Annotated in this window: 15 protein-coding genes; 6 read left to right on the top strand and 9 right to left on the bottom strand. The window is 74.0% G+C overall.

Features of this window, described 5'->3' with window-relative positions; genetic code table 11:
* Positions 1 to 3: 3 nt before the first annotated feature.
* Together CFP65_RS26325 and CFP65_RS26320 are read right to left on the bottom strand one after the other, a co-directional pair.
* Positions 4 to 1,437 carry a HAMP domain-containing sensor histidine kinase gene (locus CFP65_RS26325; RefSeq protein WP_104818515.1) on the bottom strand — a complete coding sequence of 478 codons (1,434 nt, stop codon included), beginning with the start codon at positions 1,435 to 1,437 and terminating at the stop codon, positions 4 to 6.
* 6 nt (positions 1,438 to 1,443) lie between these two features.
* Positions 1,444 to 2,199 (bottom strand): response regulator transcription factor, encoded by a 756-nt coding sequence (locus CFP65_RS26320; protein ID WP_104818514.1) that lies wholly within the window; start codon positions 2,197 to 2,199, stop codon positions 1,444 to 1,446.
* A gap of 269 nt (positions 2,200 to 2,468) precedes the next feature.
* Between CFP65_RS26320 and CFP65_RS26315 the strand changes: the two genes are divergently transcribed.
* From CFP65_RS26315 to CFP65_RS26295, 5 genes are all read left to right on the top strand, one after another.
* Complete coding sequence (locus CFP65_RS26315) at positions 2,469 to 3,233, top strand: amino acid ABC transporter ATP-binding protein (RefSeq protein WP_104818513.1); 765 nt, start codon at positions 2,469 to 2,471, stop codon at positions 3,231 to 3,233.
* A 37-nt stretch (positions 3,234 to 3,270) separates the two neighbouring features.
* The gene (locus CFP65_RS26310; protein WP_104818512.1) at positions 3,271 to 4,164 is read left to right on the top strand and encodes a glutamate ABC transporter substrate-binding protein; all 894 of its coding nucleotides are present in this window, start codon (positions 3,271 to 3,273) and stop codon (positions 4,162 to 4,164) included.
* Positions 4,165 to 4,197: 33 nt separating this feature from the next.
* Positions 4,198 to 4,848, top strand: a complete 651-nt coding sequence (locus CFP65_RS26305) for an amino acid ABC transporter permease (protein WP_104818511.1) — start codon at positions 4,198 to 4,200, stop codon at positions 4,846 to 4,848.
* On the top strand, positions 4,845 to 5,678 hold the full coding sequence (locus tag CFP65_RS26300) for an amino acid ABC transporter permease (RefSeq protein ID WP_104818510.1): 834 nt from the start codon (positions 4,845 to 4,847) through the stop codon (positions 5,676 to 5,678). The genes CFP65_RS26305 and CFP65_RS26300 overlap by 4 nt, the downstream gene beginning before the upstream one ends.
* 95 nt (positions 5,679 to 5,773) lie before the next feature.
* A complete protein-coding gene (locus CFP65_RS26295; protein WP_254552573.1) occupies positions 5,774 to 7,477 on the top strand; it encodes an FAD-dependent monooxygenase in 1,704 nt (567 codons plus the stop codon).
* Between the two features lie 108 nt (positions 7,478 to 7,585).
* Here CFP65_RS26295 and rny read toward each other — a convergent pair whose 3' ends face one another.
* The 6 genes from rny to CFP65_RS26265 all read right to left on the bottom strand — a co-directional run bounded on the left by rny (position 7,586) and on the right by CFP65_RS26265 (position 14,824).
* Complete coding sequence (rny, locus tag CFP65_RS26290; protein WP_104818508.1) at positions 7,586 to 9,040, bottom strand: ribonuclease Y; 1,455 nt, start codon at positions 9,038 to 9,040, stop codon at positions 7,586 to 7,588.
* A 178-nt stretch (positions 9,041 to 9,218) separates the two neighbouring features.
* A complete protein-coding gene (locus tag CFP65_RS42595) occupies positions 9,219 to 10,409 on the bottom strand; it encodes a RecX family transcriptional regulator (protein WP_371682466.1) in 1,191 nt (396 codons plus the stop codon).
* A 1-nt stretch (position 10,410) separates the two neighbouring features.
* Positions 10,411 to 11,529 (bottom strand): recombinase RecA, encoded by a 1,119-nt coding sequence (recA, locus tag CFP65_RS26280; RefSeq protein WP_104818507.1) that lies wholly within the window; start codon positions 11,527 to 11,529, stop codon positions 10,411 to 10,413.
* Positions 11,530 to 11,686: 157 nt separating this feature from the next.
* The gene (locus CFP65_RS26275; protein WP_168219629.1) at positions 11,687 to 12,835 is read right to left on the bottom strand and encodes an AI-2E family transporter; all 1,149 of its coding nucleotides are present in this window, start codon (positions 12,833 to 12,835) and stop codon (positions 11,687 to 11,689) included.
* A gap of 123 nt (positions 12,836 to 12,958) precedes the next feature.
* The gene (locus CFP65_RS26270) at positions 12,959 to 13,153 is read right to left on the bottom strand and encodes a DUF3046 domain-containing protein (protein WP_104818505.1); all 195 of its coding nucleotides are present in this window, start codon (positions 13,151 to 13,153) and stop codon (positions 12,959 to 12,961) included.
* Between the two features lie 57 nt (positions 13,154 to 13,210).
* Positions 13,211 to 14,824, bottom strand: a complete 1,614-nt coding sequence (locus CFP65_RS26265) for a S8 family serine peptidase (RefSeq protein ID WP_104818504.1) — start codon at positions 14,822 to 14,824, stop codon at positions 13,211 to 13,213.
* A 251-nt stretch (positions 14,825 to 15,075) separates the two neighbouring features.
* Between CFP65_RS26265 and CFP65_RS26260 the strand changes: the two genes are divergently transcribed.
* Positions 15,076 to 19,680, top strand: coding sequence for an ATP-dependent helicase (locus tag CFP65_RS26260; protein WP_104818503.1), 4,605 nt, complete (start codon positions 15,076 to 15,078; stop codon positions 19,678 to 19,680).
* Between the two features lie 375 nt (positions 19,681 to 20,055).
* On the opposite strand, the gene CFP65_RS26255 is transcribed toward CFP65_RS26260, so the two are convergent.
* Positions 20,056 to 20,424 carry a helix-turn-helix domain-containing protein gene (locus CFP65_RS26255; RefSeq protein ID WP_104818502.1) on the bottom strand — a complete coding sequence of 123 codons (369 nt, stop codon included), beginning with the start codon at positions 20,422 to 20,424 and terminating at the stop codon, positions 20,056 to 20,058.
* Positions 20,425 to 20,745 lie beyond the last annotated feature (321 nt).

The raw sequence follows: 20,745 nt of genomic DNA, 5'->3' as shown, positions 1-20,745 counted from the left end.
CCGTCAGGACTTGGCGGGCCGCGGCACCGTCAGGCCCACCGCGAGGCCGGTCGGCTCCACCCGGTCGAAGCTGAGCGAGCCGCCGCCGGCCAGCAGCAGGGTGCGGGCGATCGAGAGGCCGAGCCCGGAGCCGTCCACGTTCTGGTGGCGCGGGCTGCGCCAGAACCGGTCGCCGATCCGGGCCAGCTCCTCCTCGGTGAGGCCGGGGCCGGAGTCGGCGACCGTGACGGTGACCTCCCGGCGGTCGGTCTCGATGCCGAGCCGGACCCGGCCCTCGGCGGGGGTGAACTTGAGCGCGTTGTCGATCACCGCGTCCAGCGCGCTGCCCAGGCCGATCGGGTCGGCCAGGCCGACGGCCGTGGCGGGGCCGTCCCACTCCAGCCGGATACCGCGCTGCTCGGCCACCGGCCGCCAGCTGTCGATCCGGGTCAGCACCAGCGCGGTGAGGTCGGTGCGTTCGGGCTCCGGCCGGGCGTGCTCGGCGGTGGCCAGGCCGAGCAGGTCGTCCAGCACCCGGGCCAGCCGGACTCCCTCCTCGCGGACCCCGGTCAGCTCCTCCTCGTGCCCCTCGGGCAGCTCCATGCCCAGCAGCTCGACCCGGAGCAGCAGCGCGGCCAGCGGGTTGCGCAGCTGGTGCGAGGCGTCGGCGACGAAGGCCCGCTGCTGGTCCAGGGCGAGCACCACGTTGTCGGCCATGTGGTTGAAGGAGCGGGCCAGCCGGCGCAGCTCGGGCGGGCCGAGGCCGGCCCCGACCCGGGCGTTCATCCGGCCGGTGGCGATGTCGTGGGTGGCCCGGTCCAGGGTGCGGACCGGGCGCAGCACCCAGCCGGTCAGCCGGACGGCCAGCAGCACGGCGACGATCATCGCGAGCGCCTCGCCCGCGCCGAGCAGCAGCCAGCGGTGCAGGATCCGCGAGCGCAGCGGGCCGGTCGGCGAGTCGGTGAGCACCACGGCCACCACGTCGCCGTCCCGCACCACCGGTGCGGCCACGGTCAGGGTGCGCTCCGGGGTCCAGGGCCAGACCTGGGGCGGGTTGTGGCTGCGGCGGCCGTCCAGCGCCTCCTGGAAGGCCTGGGCGGCGAAGCCGGTGCGGGGCAGCTGCCAGTCGGCCGGGGCCACGGCCAGCGCGGAGCCGTCCCGCTGGAAGACGCCGATCCGGATGCCGTAGAGGGCCTGGTAGCGGGCCGCCTCGGTGGTGATGGCGCGCAGCCGGCCGGCGTCCCCGGGGTCGGGGGTGGTCTCGCCCTTGAGCGCGGTGCCGAGGGAGGAGACCGCGGCCGTGGGCAGGTCCTGGGCGAAGCGGGCGGCGTCGTCGATCCGGTCCAGGCCGACGCGGCTCTGCTCGGCGGTGGCGACGGCCACGGCGAGCGGCACCCCGAGGGCGGCCAGCACGCAGGCCATCAGGGAGAGCAGGATGCCGAGCAGACGGTTGCGCACCGGGGGTCAGCGCCCCGCGTCCGGGGTGCCGGGGGCCGCGTCCGGGGTGCCGGGGGCCGGCGCCTCGGGGATCAGCCGGTAGCCGACCCCGCGGACGGCCTCGACCAGGCCGGGCAGCGCCAGCTTGGTGCGCAGCGAGCCGATGTGCACCTCCAGGGTGCGGCCGTTGCCCTCCCAGCCGCTGCGCCACACCTCGCTGAATATCTGCTCCCGCCGGTAGACCACCCCGGGGCTCTGCGCGAGCAGCGCGAGCAGGTCGAACTCCTTGCGGGTGAGCGGCACGTCCCGCCCCTGCACGCTGACCCGGCGGCGCTCGCGGTCGATGCTGATCCCGCGCGACTCCAGCGGCCCGGGCTGGCCGCCCGGCTCCTCGGCGCCCGCCTCGGGCACGGCGGCCAGGCCGCGCCGGGCCACCGCGTGGATCCGGGCGAGCAGCTCGCCCATGTCGTACGGCTTGGTCACGTAGTCGTCGGCGCCCAGGTTGAGGCCGTGGATCCTGGACCGGATGTCGGCCCGCGCGGTCACCATGATCACCGGGACCCCGCTGTGCGCGCGGATCCGGCTGCACACCTCGAAGCCGTCCCGGTCGGGCAGCCCGAGGTCGAGCAGCACCACCCGGTACGGCTCCTGGCCGTCGGGCACCAGCGCGTCCAGTGCCTCGTGCCCGCTGCGCGCGTGCCGCACCTGGAAACCGTGCCGACCCAGCACCGCGACCAGCGCGGCGGCGACGCGTTCGTCGTCCTCGACGAGCAGCAGTCGCATCCCGGCCTCCTCTCGACCACTCCGTACCCGGTCAGGGTGCGACCGGTCCTGCGGAGTATTGTCCAAGCCGCCCGTCCTGTCACCAGGCGCCTGGACGGGCGGGGGGTGTGGCAGCGGCGTGGCCGGATCGTGATGCTCAAGTTCCGCTCAGATCGACTGACGCGTCGTTACCGCGGCTTCTAAGGTCACCGGACCGGGGGCTGCGGGCTCCGCCGGCTCACGGCCCCCGGACCAACCGAGCGACACCGGACCGAGGGAGCGCAGCCGCGATGACCGACAGGACCGTCGACGACGGCGCCGCACCGCTGGTGGTGCTGAGCGGTGTGAACAAGCACTTCGGCGCCCTGCACGTGCTCCAGGACATCGACCTGGAGATCCGGCAGGGCGAGGTCGTGGTGCTGATCGGGCCCTCCGGCTCCGGCAAGTCGACCCTCTGCCGCACGATCAACCGGCTGGAGACGATCGACGCCGGCACCATCACCCTGGACGGCCGCCCGCTGCCCGCCGAGGGCAAGGAGCTGGCCCGGCTGCGCGCCGAGGTCGGCATGGTCTTCCAGAGCTTCAACCTCTTCGCGCACAAGACCGTGCTCGAGAACGTGGTGCTCGGCCAGGTCAAGGTGCGCAAGACCGCCAGGCCGGAGGCCGAGCGGCTGGCCCGCGAACTGCTGGACCGCGTCGGCGTGGGCGCGCAGGCGGACAAGTACCCCGCGCAGCTCTCCGGCGGCCAGCAGCAGCGGGTGGCGATCGCCCGCGCGCTGGCGATGAAGCCCAAGGTGCTGCTCTTCGACGAGCCCACCTCGGCGCTCGACCCCGAGATGGTCAACGAGGTGCTGGAGGTCATGCGTTCGCTGGCCGCCGAGGGGATGACCATGGTCGTGGTCACCCACGAGATGGGCTTCGCCCGCTCCGCCGCGAACCGGGTGCTCTTCATGGCCGACGGCAAGATCGTCGAGGAGAGCACCCCGGACGCCTTCTTCACCGCGCCGCGCACCGACCGGGCCAAGGACTTCCTCTCGAAGATCCTCCACCACTGAGTCGTCACCACCCGATACCCAGGAGAAGCAGATCCTCATGAGGACCCGTCGCACCATCGCCGCCGCCCTGTCGGTGCTCGCCCTGACCGCCGTCGCCGCCTGCGGCAAGGACGGCTCGCCGAACGCCGCCCAGGACACCGGCTCCAAGCTCCCGACCTACCAGGTCAAGAGCGACGTCAAGCTCGACGGCTCGCCGACCTGGAAGAAGGCCAAGGCCCGCGGCAACCTGATCATCGGCGCCAAGTCCGACCAGCCCTTCCTCGGCTTCGAGGACGTCGCGGCCAAGACCCGCAGCGGCTTCGACATCGAGATCGCCAAGATGGTCGCCGCCGACCTGGGCTTCGGCCCGGATCAGGTCCAGTTCCAGACCGTGGTCTCCGCCAACCGCGAGACCTCGATCGCCGGTGGCCAGATCGACTACTACGTCGGCACCTACACCATCAACGACGCCCGCAAGCAGAAGGTCTCCTTCGCGGGCCCGTACATGGTGGCTGGCCAGGACCTGCTGGTGCGCAAGTCCAACACCGACATCACCGGCCCGGACGCGATGGCCGGCAAGAACGTCTGCTCCGCCACCGGCTCGACCTCGCTCGCCCGGATCGACACGTACCACGGCAAGCCGGTCAAGTACGACACCTACGCCCAGTGCGTGGACAAGCTGCTGACCGACGAGGTCGACGCGGTCACCACCGACGACGCGATCCTCAAGGGCTTCGCGGCCAAGAACCAGGGCCAGCTCAAGGTGGTCGGCAAGCCGTTCTCCAAGGAGCCCTACGGCGTCGGCCTGGCCAAGGGCGACAAGGTGCTCCAGGACGCGATCAACGCCGCACTGAAGGCCCACGAGGACAACGGCGACTGGAAGAAGGCGTACGACGCGACCCTCGGCCTCTCCGGCGCCTCCGCCGAGATCCCGCCGCTCGACGCCTCCTGATCCCCGTTCAGAACTGAAAGGAGGGCCGCCCGCATGGGCATACTCTTCGAGGACGGCAACTTCGCGCTGTTCCGCGACGGCTTCCTGCGGACGGTGGAGCTCAGCCTGATCAGCGGAGCGCTCGCCCTGCTGCTCGGTGTCCTGCTGGCGGCCTTCCGCGTCTCCCCGGTGCCGGTGCTGCGCGCCTTCGGCACCGGCTGGGTCACCATCTTCCGCAACACCCCGCTGACCCTGCTCTTCCTCGCGGTCACCTTCGTGCTGCCGCGGCTGGAGGTGCACCTGCCGAGCTTCACCCTCGCGGTGATCGCGCTCGGCTCGTACACCGGCTCCTTCGTCTGCGAGGCGATCCGCTCGGGCATCAACACGGTGCCGATCGGCCAGGCCGAGGCCGCCCGCAGCCTGGGCCTGAACTTCGGCCAGACCCTCACTTCGGTGGTGCTGCCGCAGGCCGTACGCACCGCCGTCCCCCCGCTGGGCAGCGTGTTCATCGCCCTGCCGAGGAACTCGGCGATCGCCGGTGCCTTCAACGTGGACGAGATCTTCAGCGTGCAGCAGACCTGGGTGGACCGGGGCTACTCCACCATCGCGATCTTCTGCTGGATCGCGCTGGCCTTCCTGCTGATCAGCACCGTGATCGCGCAGCTCTTCCGCTTCCTGGAGAACCGACTGGCGGTGGCCCGATGAGCAGTTCCTCCTCCGTCCTCTACGACGCCCCCGGCCCGAAGGCCCGGGCCCGCTACCGGGCCTTCGGCCTGCTCTCGGTCCTCGGCATCGCCGCCCTGGTCTGGTACGCCTACGCCAAGCTGGACGACGCCGGTCAGTTCTCCGGCGTCCTCTGGGCGCCGTTCGAGTACACCGGCTTCCAGCAGCGGATCCTGGACGGCCTGCTCACCACGCTCCAGGTCTTCGGGATCGCCGGCGGTCTCTCGCTGCTGCTCGGTTCCGTACTGGCCGCCGGGCGGCTCTCCGACCACAAGCCGGTCCGCGCGGTGGCCACCGCGATCGTCCAGTTCTTCCGGGCGATGCCGCTGGTGATCATGATCTTCGCGCTGTACGTCAGCGTCTTCACCTCCCAGCGGATGCTGGCGCTGGTGATCGGCCTGACCCTCTACAACGGCGCGGTGCAGGCCGAGATCATCCGTGGCGGCATCAACGCCCTGCCGCGCGGCCAGGCCGAGGCCGGGTACGCGCTGGGGCTGCGCAAGACCCAGGTGATGGTCAGCATCCTGGTGCCGCAGGCCGTCCGCGCGATGCTGCCGAGCGTCATCGGCCAGCTGGTGGTCACCCTCAAGGACACCTCGCTCGGGTACATCATCAGCTTCTACGAGCTGCTCTACTCGGCCAAGCTGATCGCCGGGAACACCTCCACTCCCCTGGGTTACCCCTACGTCCAGGTCGTGCTGGTGATCACCCCCGTGTACATCCTGATGTGCCTGGCGCTGACCGGTCTGGCCAAGTGGATCGAGGCGCGGAGCCGTCGCGGCGCGAACCGGCGCACACCGGCCGCTGCTTGACGGACACCCAGGTGATCTGTTGCATTGCTCTTCGTGACACCACCCGGTACCTCCCCAGCCGCAGCTGACGCGACGTCGGCCGCCCCGTCCACGCCGTGGCAGCCGTGGACCCGGTGATCGTCGTCGGGGCGGGGCCGGTCGGCCTCGCCCTGGCCCTCGCGCTCGCCCGGCAGGACGTACCGACGGTGGTGCTCGACGAGGGCACCGGCGTCTGCCCGGAAGGGCCGCGCAGCCTCGTGCTCGGCCCGGACACCACGGCCCTGCTCACCCGGCTCGGCTACGGCCGGGCCCCCTCGGACGCGGCCCGCTGGGACGCCTTCACCATCTGGCGCCGCCGCTCCGAGGTGCTCCGCCTCCCGCTGGACGAGATCCCGCTGCTGCACCTCCCGCAGCACCGCCTCCAGCGCGGCCTGCGCGACGCCGTCACCGCGCACACCCTGATCCAGCTCGTCCCGCTCAGCCGTGTCACCGAGCTGGAGCAGGACCGCGACGGAGTCAGCGTCAGCACCCTCGGCACCAAGGACGGCACCCGCACCTGGTGGCGCGGCAGCCACCTGATCGGCTGCGACGGCGCCCGCTCCACCGTCCGCAAGCTCCTCAAGGTCCGCTTCCCCGGCCGCCCCGCCGTCGACCGGCACGCGGTGGCCACCGTCCGGGTCCAGCTCCCCTTCGAGGGCGAGGCCCGGCTGCACCGCGAGCCCCCGTGGCGCGGCGACCGCGAGGCCTCCGCCCGTCCGCTGCCCGACGGCCTCTGGCGGCTCGACTGGCGGCTGCCCCCCGGCCGCCCGGCCCCGACCACCCCGGTCGACCCCTTCGCCACCTGGCCCGGCATCGTCACCGGCGACACCCTGCTCTCCCGGGTCAAGGCCACCCTCACCGGTTGGTGCGGCGAGCTGCCTCCCTACGAGCTGCTGGCCGCCGCCGACCACACCTACCAGCAGCGCCTGGCCGCCCGCTTCCGCGTCGGCCGCTGCTTCCTGGCCGGCGACGCCGCCCACCTGCACGGCGCGCTCGGCATGCAGAACCTGCTGGACGGCCTGCGCGACGCCGACAACCTCGCCTGGCGCCTGGCCCTCGCCTGGCACCTGCACTCCGGCGGCCCGCAGCCCGGCGGCGCCCTGCTCGACGGCTACGAGGCCGAGCGGCGCGGCGCGGTCGGCGCGCGGCTGCGCGCCGTCGACCAGTCGATGCCCCTGCTCCGGCCGCTGCGCGGCTGGCAGCAGACCAGACGTTCGCTGCTCACCGGCTCCTTCCGCAAGCACGCCCCCCTGCTCGCCGACGGCCAGCTCGGCACCGGCCGCTTCGGCGGCGCCCCCGCCTACCCGGCCGCGCCCTCCGGCGTGCCCGGCCGCGTCCCGCCCCAGCGCGGCACCGGCCGGGGCACCACCCTGACCGAGACCCTCCCCGCCACCGCCCCCGGCGTGCTCGCCCCCGACGTCCCCGTCCTCACCTCCGAGGGCACCGCCGACCACCTGCACGCCCGCCTCGGCGCCGGCTTCCTGCTCCTGCTGGTCGCCCCCGGCACCACCGTCTGGTCCGCCGAACACTGGCTCGGCGCCGGCCTGATGCCCCACCTCGCCGAGACCGCCGCCGCCCTCCCCGTCCCCGCCGAAGTCCTCGTCACCGAGACCTACCCCGGCGCCGACCCCCACACCGTGCTCCTCATCCGCCCCGACGGCCACCTCGTCGGCACGGCCCAGGGGGGACGCTCAGAAGACCTCCAAGCCTTGGTGGCAACCACCGGGGGCGCGGGGAACTGCGCGAATACGGAAGAAGCCGACCAGTTGGACTCCGCCTGAGAATGACTTGCACCGGCAACGGCCAGTGCAACCACGGCATCCGCGTAAGACAGCGGCAGAGTGCAGGGTGGGCCGCGCCGTTCCCCGCGCCCCTGATAGTGCAACTTCTCACCTGGCGAATTCCGTCGCCCGACTCTCCCGCACCACCGTGATCCGGATCTGCCCCGGATAGGTCAGCTCCTCCGCGACCTGCCGGGCCACCTCGCGGGCGATCACCTGTGCTCCGAGGTCGTCCACGACCTCGGGCTGGACCATCACCCGCACCTCCCGCCCCGCCTGCATCGCGAACACCTTCGCGACCCCGTCGTGCGCCCCGGCGATCTGCTCCAGCCGCTCGAGCCGCCGCACGTACGACTCCACCGACTCCCGCCGCGCGCCCGGCCGGCCGCCGGAACAGGCATCCGCCGCCTGAGTGAGCACGGCCTCCACCGTCCGCGGCTCCACCTCGCCGTGGTGCGCCTCGATCGCGTGCACCACCTCGGCCGCCTCGCCGTGCCGCCGCGCGTACTCCGCACCGATCGCCGCATGGCTCCCCGGCACCTCGTGCGTCATCGCCTTGCCGATGTCGTGCAGCAGCGCGGCACGCCGCACCAGCATCTCGTCCACCCCGAGCTCGGCGGCCATCATCCCGGCCAGGTGCGCCGACTCCACCAGGTGGCCGAGCACGTTCTGGCCGTAGGAGGTGCGGTACCGCAGGGTACCGAGGGTGCGGGAGAGCTCGGGGTGCAGCTCGCCGACCCGGGCGGCCAGCACGGCGTCCTCGCCGGCCCGGACGCAGAGCTGGTCGACGTCGAAGCGGCTGCGCTCGTGCAGCTCCTCGATCCGGGCGGGGTGGATCCGGCCGTCGGCGAGCAGGGCCTCCAGGGTCAGCCGGGCCATCTCCCGCCGCACCGGGTCGAAGCAAGAGAGCTGCACCAGCTCGGGGGTGTCGTCGATGATCAGATTGACCCCGGTGACGGCTTCGAAGGCCCGGATGTTGCGGCCCTCCCGGCCGATGATCCGGCCCTTCACGTCATCGCTGGTCAGCCGGAAGGTGGTGACCACGGTCTCGGTGGTCTGCTCGGCGGCCAGCCGCTGGACGGCCCCGGCGATGATCTCCCGGGCCCGCTGCTCGCCCTGGTCACGGGCCTGCCGCTCGATCTCCCGGACGGTGACGGCCGCCTCGCGGCGGGCCTCCGTCTCGGCCGCCCGCACCACCTCGGCCCGGGCCTGACCCTCGGTCAGGCCCGCCGCCCGCTCCAGCTCCCGGCGCCGCCGGTCCGTCAGCTCCCGGGCGTCCGCGCGCAGCCGGTCCAGCTCCTCGGCCCGGCCGGCCAGCTCGGTCTCCCGGGCCCGCACCCGGTCCAGCTCCTCGGTGAGCCGCTGCTCGCGGCGGTCCAGCTCGGCGCGCTGCCCGGCGGCCTGGGCCTCGGCCCACTCCCGGGCCTGGCCGGCCTCCTCGGTGGCCCGCCGCTGGGCGGCCTGCAGCCGACGCGCCATCAGCCAGGTGAAGACCAGTACCAGCACCAGCAGCCCGACCACCAAGGCCGAGGCCACCGCACCGGCTCCCATCGCGATCCCCATCGGCCGTCACTCCCGTCCGGGCGCAATGTTCCTTGGACCAACCAGTCTTGGCACACGGGGGCGGCCACATGATCGGAGTGATCTCTCACTGTCTGCGAGGCTAGGCGCAGGTCACGAAACGGTCAAGATGCGATCGAGATCTGACATTCACCGTTCCGGACTACGCCTTGACCCGGCGTCACCACTCGAGCGGGTCATCCTCCCCGTCCTCCCCTTCGGCCTGCAGCGCCGCCCGGACCACGCGGAAGGCCAGCCCCTCCGCATAGCCCCGCCGGGCCAGCATCCCGACCAGCCGCCGCGTCCGCACCTGGCTGTCCAGCCCCCGGGTGGTCCGCAGCTTCCGCTCGACCAGATCCCGGGCCGCCGCCTCCTCGTCCTCGGGCTCGACCTGCGCCACCGCCTGCTCGACCAGCTCCCCCTCCACGCCCCTGGTCCGCAGCTCCTGCGCCAACGCCCGCCGCCCGAGCCGCCGCCCGGCGTGCCGCTGCTCCACCCAGGCCTGCGCGAAGGCCGCGTCGTCGATCAGCCCGACCTCCTCGTAGCGGTCGAGCACCCGCTCGATCACCTCGGCCGGGATCTCCTTCCGGCGCAGCGCATCGGCGAGCTGCTTCCGCGTCTTCGCCGTCCCGGTCAGCAGCCGCAGGCAGATGTCCCGCGCCCGCACCTCCGGATCGACGTCCTCCTCGACCGCCGCACCCCGCCGACGCCGGCCCCCCGGCTCCCCGTCAGCCGCCGCACCCGACCGGCGCCCCGACTTCCGCCGCCGACCACCGGACTCCTCGCCGTCAGCCGACTCCGAATCCGCGTCGCCGGCCGCACCCGGACTCCACCGTCCGCCGGACTCCGCGCCGCCGGCACCGGCTCGCCGCCGGCCACCCGTGCGAGCAGGCTTCGCCGCCGGCTCCGGCGACTCCGCCGGCCCCGGCTCGACCAACCCCTCGGCCTCCAGCGCACTGCGCCGCCGACGCCGCCCCCCGGCCAGGTCCGCCGCCCGCACCAGCCCGGCCGCCGCCAGATCCACCCCGGCAGCGCCGCCCGCCTCGCCGGAGCCGTCCTCCGCCCCCGACCCGTCGTCCTCCCGCGGCCACGCATACGGCGCAGCGCCACCGACCGCCTCGGGCCGACCGCCCTGCTCATACCCCCCGTACTCCTCTTGCGGCTCGGGCTCCCGGGCCGGTCGGCCGGCCCGGCGGCGCGCCGGGCCGCTGCTCTCCCCCGTGCCCTCCGTGCGCCGGGCCCGACCGCTCCGGCCCCCGTCGGCTCCGCGCGCGCCGGAGGGCCGGCCGCGCTCCTGCTCTGCGGTCGGCTCTTCCTCGGGCCCGCCCGTCCACCACTCCGGCGGGCCCGACTGCTCCTCGTACAGCTGCACGTCAGGCCTTGGCGGCGGCCGTCTTCTTCGCCGCGGCGGTCTTGGCGGCGGTGGCCGTGATCGGCTTGGCGCCGCCCTCGGCCTCGGTGGACTCGGCGGCGGCCGCGGCGGCCTCCAGCTCGTCCTTCGAGCCGATGCCGAGCTTCAGCTTGATCTTCTTCTCGATCTCCTCGGCGAGCTGCGGGTTGTCCCGCAGGAAGTTGCGGGCGTTCTCCTTGCCCTGGCCGAGCTGGTCGCCCTCGTAGGTGTACCAGGCGCCGGCCTTGCGGATGAAGCCGTGCTCGACACCCATGTCGATCAGGCCGCCCTCCCAGCTGATGCCGTGGCCGTAGAGGATGTCGAACTCGGCCTGCTTGAAGGGCGCGGCGACCTTGTTCTTCACGACCTTGACGCGGGTGCGGTTACCGACGGCCTCGGTGCCGTCCTTCAGGGTCTCGATCCGGCGGATGTCGAGGCGGACGGAGGCGTAGAACTTGAGCGCCCGGCCACCGGTCGTGGTCTCCGGCGAGCCGAACATCACGCCGATCTTCTCGCGCAGCTGGTTGATGAAGATCGCGGTGGTGTTGGACTGGTTGAGCGCACCGGCGATCTTCCGCAGCGCCTGGCTCATCAGGCGGGCCTGGAGACCGACGTGCGAGTCACCCATCTCACCCTCGATCTCGGCGCGCGGCACCAGGGCGGCCACCGAGTCGATGATCACCAGGTCGATCGCGCCGGAGCGGATCAGCATGTCGGTGATCTCCAGCGCCTGCTCACCCGTGTCGGGCTGGCTGACCAGCAGCGCGTCGGTGTCGACGCCCAGCTTCTTGGCGTACTCCGGGTCGAGCGCGTGCTCGGCGTCGACGAAGGCGACGGTGCCGCCGAGGCGCTGCGCGCTGGCCGCCGCGTGCAGTGTCAGCGTGGTCTTGCCCGAGGACTCGGGGCCGTAGATCTCGATCACGCGGCCGCGCGGCAGGCCGCCGACGCCGAGCGCGACGTCGAGCGCGGTGGACCCGGTGGGGATCACCTCGATCGGCTCGTTGGCCTTCTCGCCGAGCCGCATCACCGAGCCCTTGCCGAACTGCCGCTCGATCTGGGCGAGTGCGGTCTCAAGAGCCTTCTCGCGGTCCGTGCCTGCCATGGCTTCCACCCTCGGATTCTGTGCTGTGCGCTTCATCGTCCTCGACGCTAGCGCGTCCCACCGACAATCCACCCTGAACGGGCTCGGCCTGTGGATAACTCGCCGCCTCCGAGTATAAAGAACATCTGTTCGATTCAAGCGTTCGACCCCACCTTCGCTACCGCTCGGCGTCGTCCTCCCCGCCCCTGACCAGCCGCCGGAGCCGCCGGGCGGCCTCCGCCCGGCGCTCGCGGGCCAGCCGCCGCCGCTCCTCGCCCCGGTCGATCCGCGGGTCGGTGGCCACCTCGTACCGCCGCAGGTAGGTGCCGACGAAGCCCTGGAGGGTGGCCGCCGCGGGGATCGCGATCAGCGCGCCGACCGCACCGAGCAGCGCCGCCCCGGCGATCACCGCGCCGAAGGCCACCGCCGGGTGCACGTCCACCGTCCTGGCGGTGATCCTCGGGTGAAGCAGGTAGTTCTCGATCTGCTGGTAGACGATCACGAAGCCCAGCACCCAGAGCGCGTCCACCGGCTGCACGGTGAGCGCCACGATCACCGGCAGCGCCCCGGCCAGGTACGTCCCGATGGTCGGTACGAACTGCGACATCACGCCGACCCAGACGGCCAGCGCCGCCGCGTACGGCAGGCCGAGGACCGCGAACATGATCCAGTGCGCGATGGTCGAGGCGATCGCCAGCAGGGTGCGCGAGTAGAGGTAGCCGCCGGTCTTGGCCAGCGCGATCTCCCAGGCTCGCAGCACCTCGGCCTGCTTGGCCGGCGGCAGCAGCGAGCAGACGGTGCGCCGCACCCGGGGGCCGTCGGCGGTGAAGTAGAAGGTGAACAGGCCCACCGTGAAGGCCTGGAAGAGCCCGCCGATCAGGGTGCTGGAGAGGCCCCAGGCGTTGTCGGCGGCCTGCTGGGCGTACTTCTCGATGCTGCCGGAGTCCTTGAGCACCCGCTGCTGGAGCTGGTCGAGCGAGAGGTCCTGGTGGAAGGTGCGGTTGACCCAGCCGATCAGGTTGTCCACCAGGTGCGGCAGGTCGCCCGCGATCTTGGCCACCTGGTCGACCAGCAGGGTGCCGAGCGCGGCGAGGAAGCCGGCGACGGCCACCGCGAGTGCGATGAAGACCAGGAAGGTGCCGAGGCCGCGCCGCACGCCCCGGGCGGCCATCCGGTCCACCGCGGGCTCGATCGCGAGCGAGAGGAAGAACGCCACCAGCAGCATCACGAACAGGTCGATCAGCTGGTGGAAGGCCCAGTCGGCCAACTGGAACAGGCCGACCAGCACCAGTGCGAGCACCATGGCCCGGGGCAGCCAGCGCGGCATCGCCTCCCTCCGCGGCCGCTCGGGAGGGGTCTGTCCTTGCTGCTGGGGTGTAGAGGTACTGACCACCGGCCCAGTCTCGCCCATCGAACGGACGGAACCGGGCATACCCCCCGCAGGGCCGGGCTACCGGAGCAGCGCCGAGACCCCCTGCGTCTCGCAGACCACCCGCCAGACGTCCTTGGCCTCCCAGCCCGCCTCCAGCGCCTGCCGGATCGTCCGCCCGCCCAGCTCGCTCATCAGGTGGTCGGACGCGAAGGACTCCGCGTACCCCTCGCCGAAGTGCTCGTACATCCGCCGCCAGAACTCGGTCAACCTCATGGGCCCAGTATCCCCGAACCCCCGCCGCCCCCCGGGGCCCCGCCGTGCGCCGGGCCGTCACCTCGGCAGGGTCAGCACCCCGGCGCCGAAGTACCGGTTGTCCACGCAGGCCCCCGGCCCGAACGGGCAGTGCGCGGCGGCCAGCCCGGTGAGCAGCGCGGTGAGCTGCTCGGGCCGCCAGTCGGGGTGCTCGGCCGCCGCGACGGCCACCGCGCCGGTGACGTGGGCGGCGGCCATCGAGGTCCCGGCCAGGGCCACGTACTGGCCGCCGGGCCAGTCGGAGACGATCGCGCCCTGGACCCCGCCGTCGGGGTCGCCGCCCGGGGCGGCCAGGGTGATCCGGCCGACGCCGTAGTTGGTGTACGCGGCGGGCAGGCCGCTGCGGTCCACCGCGCCGACCGTCACCACGCCGGGCAGTTCGCCGGGCAGGCGGATGCACTCGGTGCCGAGCCGGCGGTCCTGGGCGGGGCCGGTGAGGCGGTCGTTCGGGCTGCGGTGGTCGGTGCGGGCGGCGCCGAGGTCCTGGGCGTCGTTGCCCGCCGAGGCCACCACCACGGCGCCCTGCCGCTGCGCGTAGGCCACCGCCCGGCCGACGGCCTGGATCAGCGCGGCCTGGTCCGCGTCCTCCGGGCAGTTGTACTTCCACGGGTCGGCGAAGTAGCTGTCGTTCACCGCCCGGGCGCCGTGGTCGGCGGCCCAGAGCAGCCCGCAGACGATGTTCTCGGCGTAGTACTGCCCGAGCGGCCCGAGCAGCCGCACCGCCGCGATCCGCACCCCGGGCGCGACCCCGGAGACCCCCTTGCCGTCCCGGACCGCCCCGACGATGCCCGCCACGTGGGTGCCGTGCCCGCTCTCGTTGACGCCCTGATCGGGCCGCCAGGCCCCGGACCGCGCGTCCGGCCGCCCGTCCGCGCAGGAGGCCGAGGCCGCCGGATCGACGGCGCCCCGCAGGTCCGGGTGGGTGTCGTCCACCCCGGAGTCCAGCACCGCCACCGTCACCCGCCGCAGCGCCTGCCCGGTCACTCCCGCCCGGTCGGTGGCGGGGCTGCGCACCAGCGGGCCCCCGCCGGCGGGCTCCACCGCGCCGACCATCGCCAGGTTCCAGTCCGTCCCCTCGTCCGGGTCCGGCAGGCTCGCCTCACCACCCCCCAGCCATCCCCCGCCCGGCCGACCGCCACCGAGCCGCCCACCCCCCGACAGGGCCCCGCCGAGCCACCCACCATCGATCGACCCGGCTCCGGAGACCGCCGCGGAGGCCGGCCCGGGCACGGCGGCGACCGTCCGGTGGAAGTCCCCGGCGCCGTCCAGCGGGCCGGGCAGCGAGGCGACCGGCGCCGTCCGGGTGGCGCCGACGGCGGCGATGCCGGGGCGGCCGCGGAGCCGGGCGGCGAAACCGCCGGTCGCGTAGGCGAGCACGGCGCCGATCTGCGGGTACTCCTGGACGACCCGGCCGTCCGCCGTCCGGGCCCCGTCCGCGGCGAGCGCGGCCCCGGCCGGGTCGGAGCGGTCGGCCAGCACCAGGTAGCTGAGGTAGGCCCGGCCGGGCCCGGAGACGTACGGCACGGCCCCGCCGAGCAGCAGCGCGATCAGCAGCATGACGAGCAGCGCCCGGACGGGCACCCGCGGTCCGCTCCGGTCGGCGGGCCCTTCGGTGGGGTACAGCCGATGCATCCCGCCGCCTCCGGTGCTCGGGCCCACCCTGGCTGCGGACCTGATACATCACCATATGAGCGGATTGTCCTACTTGCCCGATCTGCTTAGCCCGCCCCGACGCCTCGCCCCGACCCCCTCGCCGCGACGCCTCGCCGCGACACCCGCCCGCCCGCCGACCCCGCCCGCGCGGCCGCCGAACTGTCAGCCGGTACCGCCGCACCGCCGGTCAGTGCCGCCGCGCTGTCAGCCCGTCGGGGCACCATGGCCTCATGGCGCCGAACCACCTCCCCACCGCCCCCGACCCGCTGGCCGGCTTCGCCCCCGCCACCCGGGCCTGGTTCGAGGGCGCCTTCACCGCGCCCACCCAGGCCCAGGCCGAGGCCTGGACGGCCATCGGGCGCGGTACGGACGTGCTGGTGGTCGCCCCCACCGGCTCCGGCAAGACGCTGGCGGCCTTCCTCTCCGCGCTCGACCGGCTGAGCCACACCCCGCCGCCGGCCGACCCGAAGCGCCGCTGCCGGGTGCTCTACATCTCCCCCATCAAGGCCCTCGCGGTCGACGTGGAGCGCAATCTGCGCGCCCCGCTGGCCGGCCTGCGCCAGGCCGCCGTCCGGCTCGGCCGGCCCGAGCCCGAGGTGCAGGTCGGCATCCGCTCGGGCGACACTCCGGCCGCCGAGCGCCGCAAGATCGCCACTCACCCGCCGGACATCCTGATCACCACCCCCGAGTCGCTCTTCCTACTGCTCACCTCCGCCTCCCGCGAGGCCCTGCGCGGGGTCGACACGGTGATCCTGGACGAGGTGCACGCCGTCGCGGGCACCAAGCGCGGCGCCCACCTCGCGCTCAGCCTGGAGCGGCTGGACGAGCTGCTGGAGCGCCCGGCCCGCCGGATCGGCCTCTCCGCCACCGTCCGCCCGGTCGAGGAGATCGCCCGGTTCCTGAGCCCGCAGCGCGGCGCGGCCGTGGTCCAGCCCCCGGCGGCCAAGGAGTTCGACCTCTCCGTGGTCGTCCCCGTCCCCGATCTGGACGAGCTGCCCGCCACCACCACCGACGACCCAGCCCGGCAGGCCTCGATCTGGCCGCACGTGGAGGAGCGGATCGCCGATCTGGTCCAGGCCCACCGCTCGACCATCGTCTTCGCCAACTCCCGCCGCCTCGCCGAGCGCCTCTGCAACCGGCTGAACGAGATCGCCCTGGAGCGGGCCGGCACCGCCCTGCCCGAGGCGCACGCCCCCGCCCAGCTGATGGGCGGCTCCGGCGCCGCCACCGGGGCCCCGCCGGTGATCGCCCGGGCCCACCACGGCTCGGTCTCCAAGGAGCAGCGCGCCCTGGTCGAGGAGGAGCTGAAGGCGGGCCGGCTGCCCGCCGTGGTGGCCACCTCCAGCCTGGAGCTGGGCATCGACATGGGCGCCGTCGAGCTGGTGGTCCAGGTCGAGTCCCCGCCCTCGGTCGCCTCCGGCCTCCAGCGGGTCGGCCGGGCCGGCCACCAGGTCGGCGCCGTCTCCACCGGCGTGGTCTTCCCCAAGTACCGGGCCGATCTGGTCCAGTCCGCCGTGGTCACCGAGCGGATGCGCAGCGGGCAGATCGAGGCCCTGCGCGTCCCGCGCAACCCGCTGGACGTGCTGGCCCAGCAGCTGGTCGCGATCACCGCGCTGGACACCTGGGACGTGGACGAGCTGCTCGCCCTGGTCCGCCGCGCCGCCCCCTTCGCCGGGCTGCCGCAGTCCGCCTTCGAGGGCGTGCTCGACATGCTGGCCGGCCGGTACCCCTCCGACGCCTTCGCCGAGCTGCGCCCCCGCCTGGTCTGGGACCGGGTCGCGGGCACCGTCACCGGCCGCCCCGGCGCCCAGCGCCTGGCCGTCACCTCCGGCGGCACCATCCCCGACCGCGGGCTGTTCGGCGTCTTCATCGCGGGTACGGACCCCAAAAAGGGCGGCGGCCGCGTCGGCGAGCTGGACGAGGAGATGGTCTACGAGTCCCGCGTCGGCGACGTCTTCACCCTCGGCACCACCTCCTGGCGGATCCAGGAGATCACCCACGACAAGGTGCTGGTGGTGCCCGCCCCCGGCGTGCCCGGGCGGCTGCCGTTCTGGAAGGGCGACAGCCTCGGCCGCCCGCTGGAGCTCGGCCGGGCCCTCGGCGCCTTCGTCCGCGAGCTCGGCGGCCTCGAGCCCGAGCAGGCCACCGCCCGGCTGCACGCGGCCGGCCTGGACGACTGGGCGGCGGGCAATCTGCTCGCCTACCTGGCCGAGCAGCGCACCGCCACCGGTCACCTCCCCGACGACCGCACCATCGTGGTCGAGCGCTTCCGCGACGAGCTGGGCGACTGGCGGATCGTCATCCACTCGCCCTTCGGCGCCCAGGTGCACGCCCCCTGGGCCCTCGCCCTCGGCGCCCGCCTGCGCGAGAAGCACGGCCTCGACCCGCAGGTGATGCACGCCGACGACGGCATCGTGCTCCGTCTCCCCGACGCCGACCTGCTCGACTTCCCTTCGGCGGACCCGGTCCCCGAAGAGGCGCCGGTCGGTGCCGAAGCAGCGCTCTTCGAGCCCGGCGAGATCGAGCAGCTGGTCACCGACCAGGTCGGCGGCTCGGCCCTGTTCGCCGCCCGCTTCCGCGAGTGCGCCGGCCGGGCCCTGCTGCTGCCCCGCCGCAGCCCCGGCCGCCGCACCCCGCTCTGGCAGCAGCGCCAGCGCGCCTCCCAGCTGCTCGAGGTGGCCGCCGAGTACGGGTCCTTCCCGATCGTGCTCGAGGCCGTCCGCGAGTGCCTCCAGGACGTGTTCGACGTGCCCGGCCTGGTCGAGCTGATGGGAGACCTCGAATCCCGCGCCGTCCGCCTGGTCGAGGTCACCACCCCCGAGCCCTCCCCGTTCGCCCGCTCGCTGCTCTTCGGGTACGTCGCCCAGTTCCTCTACGAGGGCGATTCACCCCTCGCCGAGCGCCGGGCCGCCGCCCTCGCCCTCGACTCCCGGCTGCTCTCCGAGCTGCTCGGCCAGGCCGAGCTCCGCGAGCTGCTCGACCCGGCCGTGCTGGCCGAGCTGGAGGCCGAGCTCCAGCTGCTCACCCCGGACCGGCGGATCAAGGACCTCGAAGGAGTGGCCGACGCCCTGCGCCGGCTCGGCCCGCTGACCACCGCCGAGCTCACCGCCCGCGGCGGCCGGCCCGCCTGGGCCGAGGAGCTGCGGGCCGCCCGCCGGGCCATCGAGGTCCGCGTCGGCGGCGAGCAGCGCTGGGCCGCGATCGAGGACGCCGGCCGGCTGCGCGACGCCCTCGGCACCCCGCTCCCGGTCGGCGTCCCCGAAGTCTTCACCGAGCCGGTCAAGGACCCCCTCGGCGACCTGCTCTCCCGGCACGCCCGCACCCACGGCCCGTTCACCGCCGCCGAGGCCGCCGCCCGCTTCGGCCTGGGCACCGCCGTGGTCACCGGCACCCTGCACCGCCTCGCGGCGGCCGGCCGGCTGGTCGCGGGCGAGTTCCGGCCGGGCTCCACCGCCACCGAGGAGTGGTGCGACGCCGAGGTGCTGCGCCGCCTGCGGCGCCGCTCGCTGGCCGCGCTGCGCCAGGAGGTGGAGGCGGTGCCCCCGCGCGCCCTGGGCGCCTTCCTGCCCGCCTGGCAGCACCTGGGCGGCCACCGCCTGCGCGGGGCCGACGGCCTGCTCCGGGTGGTCGAGCAGCTCCAGGGCACCGCCCTGCCCGCCTCCGCCCTGGAGAAGCTGGTGCTCCCGGCCCGGCTCACCGACTACCACCCCGCCCTGCTCGACGAGCTCACCGCGGCCGGCGAGATCGGCTGGTCCGGCGCGGGTGCCCTGCCGGGCAAGGACGGCTGGATCGGCCTGCACCTCCCGGAGGCCGCCCACCTGCTGCGCCCCGAGCCGGTGCCGCCCTCCCTCACCCCCGTGCACACCGCCCTGCTGGAGGCCCTCGCGGGCGGCTACGGCCTCTTCTTCCGCCAGCTGGCCGCCCAGCAGCCCGAGACCCCCGAGCCCGAGCTTCTGACGGCCCTCTGGGAGCTCGTCTGGGCCGGGTACGTCACCAACGACACCCTCGCCCCGCTCCGCGCCCTGCTCGGCTCCGGCCGCACCGCCGGCGCCACCGCCCACCGCGCCCCCAAGGCCACCCCGCGCGCCCGCTACGGCGGCGGCTCCCGCGGCCTGGGCCGCCCGGCCTCCGCCCTGCGCTCGGGCGGGCCGACGGCGGCCGGCCGCTGGTCGCTGCTGCCCGAGTACGCGGCCGACCCGACGGTGCGGGCCGCCGCGCAGGCGCAGGCGCTGTTGGACCGGCACGGCGTGCTCACCCGCGGCGCGGTGGCCGCCGAGCGGGTGCCGGGCGGCTTCGCCGGGGTCTACCGGGTGCTCGCCGCCTTCGAGGAGCGCGGCCGGGCCCGCCGGGGCTACTTCGTCGAGGGCCTGGGCGGAGCCCAGTTCGCGATGGACGGCGCGGCCGACCGCCTACGGGCGGTCAACGGCCGCCTGGAGCGGGGCGACGCCGCCGGCTGGGGCACCACCGCGCCCGAGCCGCCCCAGGCCCTGGTCCTCGCCGCCGCCGACCCGGCGAACGCCTACGGCGCGGCCCTCCCCTGGCCCGAGCTCCCCGACGCCACCCACCGCCCCAGCCGCAAGGCCGGCGCCCTGGTCGTGCTGGTCGACGGCACCCCGGCCCTCTACATCGAGCGCGGCGGCAAGTCCCTGCTCTCCTGGACGGACCACCCGGCCGCCCTCACCGCCCTCACCGAGGCCGTCCACTCCGGCGCCCTCGGCCCCTCCGTCACCATCGAACGCATCAACGGCACCCCGGCCCTCGAAGCCCCCCTGGGGCGGTCCCTGGAAGCCGCCGGCTTCCACCCGACGCCCCGAGGTCTGAGGCTGCGAGGTTAACCACCAGGGGCGCGGGGAACTGCGCGAAATCGGAAGCAGCGAAGCCGCACTCACCGCAGGCATCCAGTGGCACCGGCAACGGACAGTGCAACCGGCTCACTCAGTACTCGTACCGCCAGGTGCCGGGCCGGCCGCGCCGTTCCCCGCGCCCCTGGAGGGTGCAACTGACCGTGCAGAAGAATGAATCGGGACGAGTCCCAAGCCCCACCCCGCCGCAAGCAGGCCAAAGCCGCCACTCCGCAGCTCGCCGCCGACGATCAGCAGCGTGCCGCAGAGGGCGGCCAGTGCCATGCCCCAAGCAGTGATCTTCACGATGGCCTCCAGAACCCCCGAGCGTCAGCCTGTGGGCCACCGCCTCGGGAGCGCGGAGTGCCGTCAGGCCGCCACCACGTCGACGGCGGTCTTGGACGAGATGGTGCTCATCCGGTCGACACCGGGCGCGGGCAGCGGGACCGGTTCGAGTACCGGCCTCAGAAGATCACCCTCGGAGAGGGTGGCCATCGCCGCAAGTTCGGCGAGCGACAGTTCGTCGCTGACCTCGCGCATCACTTCGGACATCCGGACATCGAGTGCGTCACAGATGGCGGAGAGCAGCTCGGAGGAAGCCTCCTTCTGCCCCCGCTCGACCTCGGAGAGGTAGCCGAGCGAAACCCTGGCCGCCGCCGACACCTCGCGGAGTGTGCGGCCCTGGCGCTGGCGCTGCCGACGCAGTACATCGCCCAGTAGGCGACGAAGCAGGATCATCGGTGCCTCCCTCCTCGGACTGCGGATCGAGATGTCACGCCCCCACCGTACCGCCTTGTCCGCGTCACGTGCGGGGACCATGGTCGTGTTCACTCTGGGCTGCAATGCGGCTCCCTCCCCTTCTTCAGTTCCCCGCCGGACCCGCCGGACCCGTCCGACCGCCCCAGTCCACCAGGTTTCTGCCCACGTGGACCCTCGGGTGTAACACCATCCTCCGGCCAACGCAGTCAGTTCAGCTCCAATTCAGGAAAACTCCGTGGGAAAAGCTGCACTGACCCCACACAGAGTCACCGGAGGCGCTAGGGGCGCCCACCCGGCGCG

This window comes from Kitasatospora sp. MMS16-BH015, from assembly GCF_002943525.1.
In the GTDB taxonomy this organism is placed as follows: Bacteria; Actinomycetota; Actinomycetes; order Streptomycetales; family Streptomycetaceae; genus Kitasatospora.
This window is presented reverse-complemented; position numbering and strand designations above follow the sequence as displayed.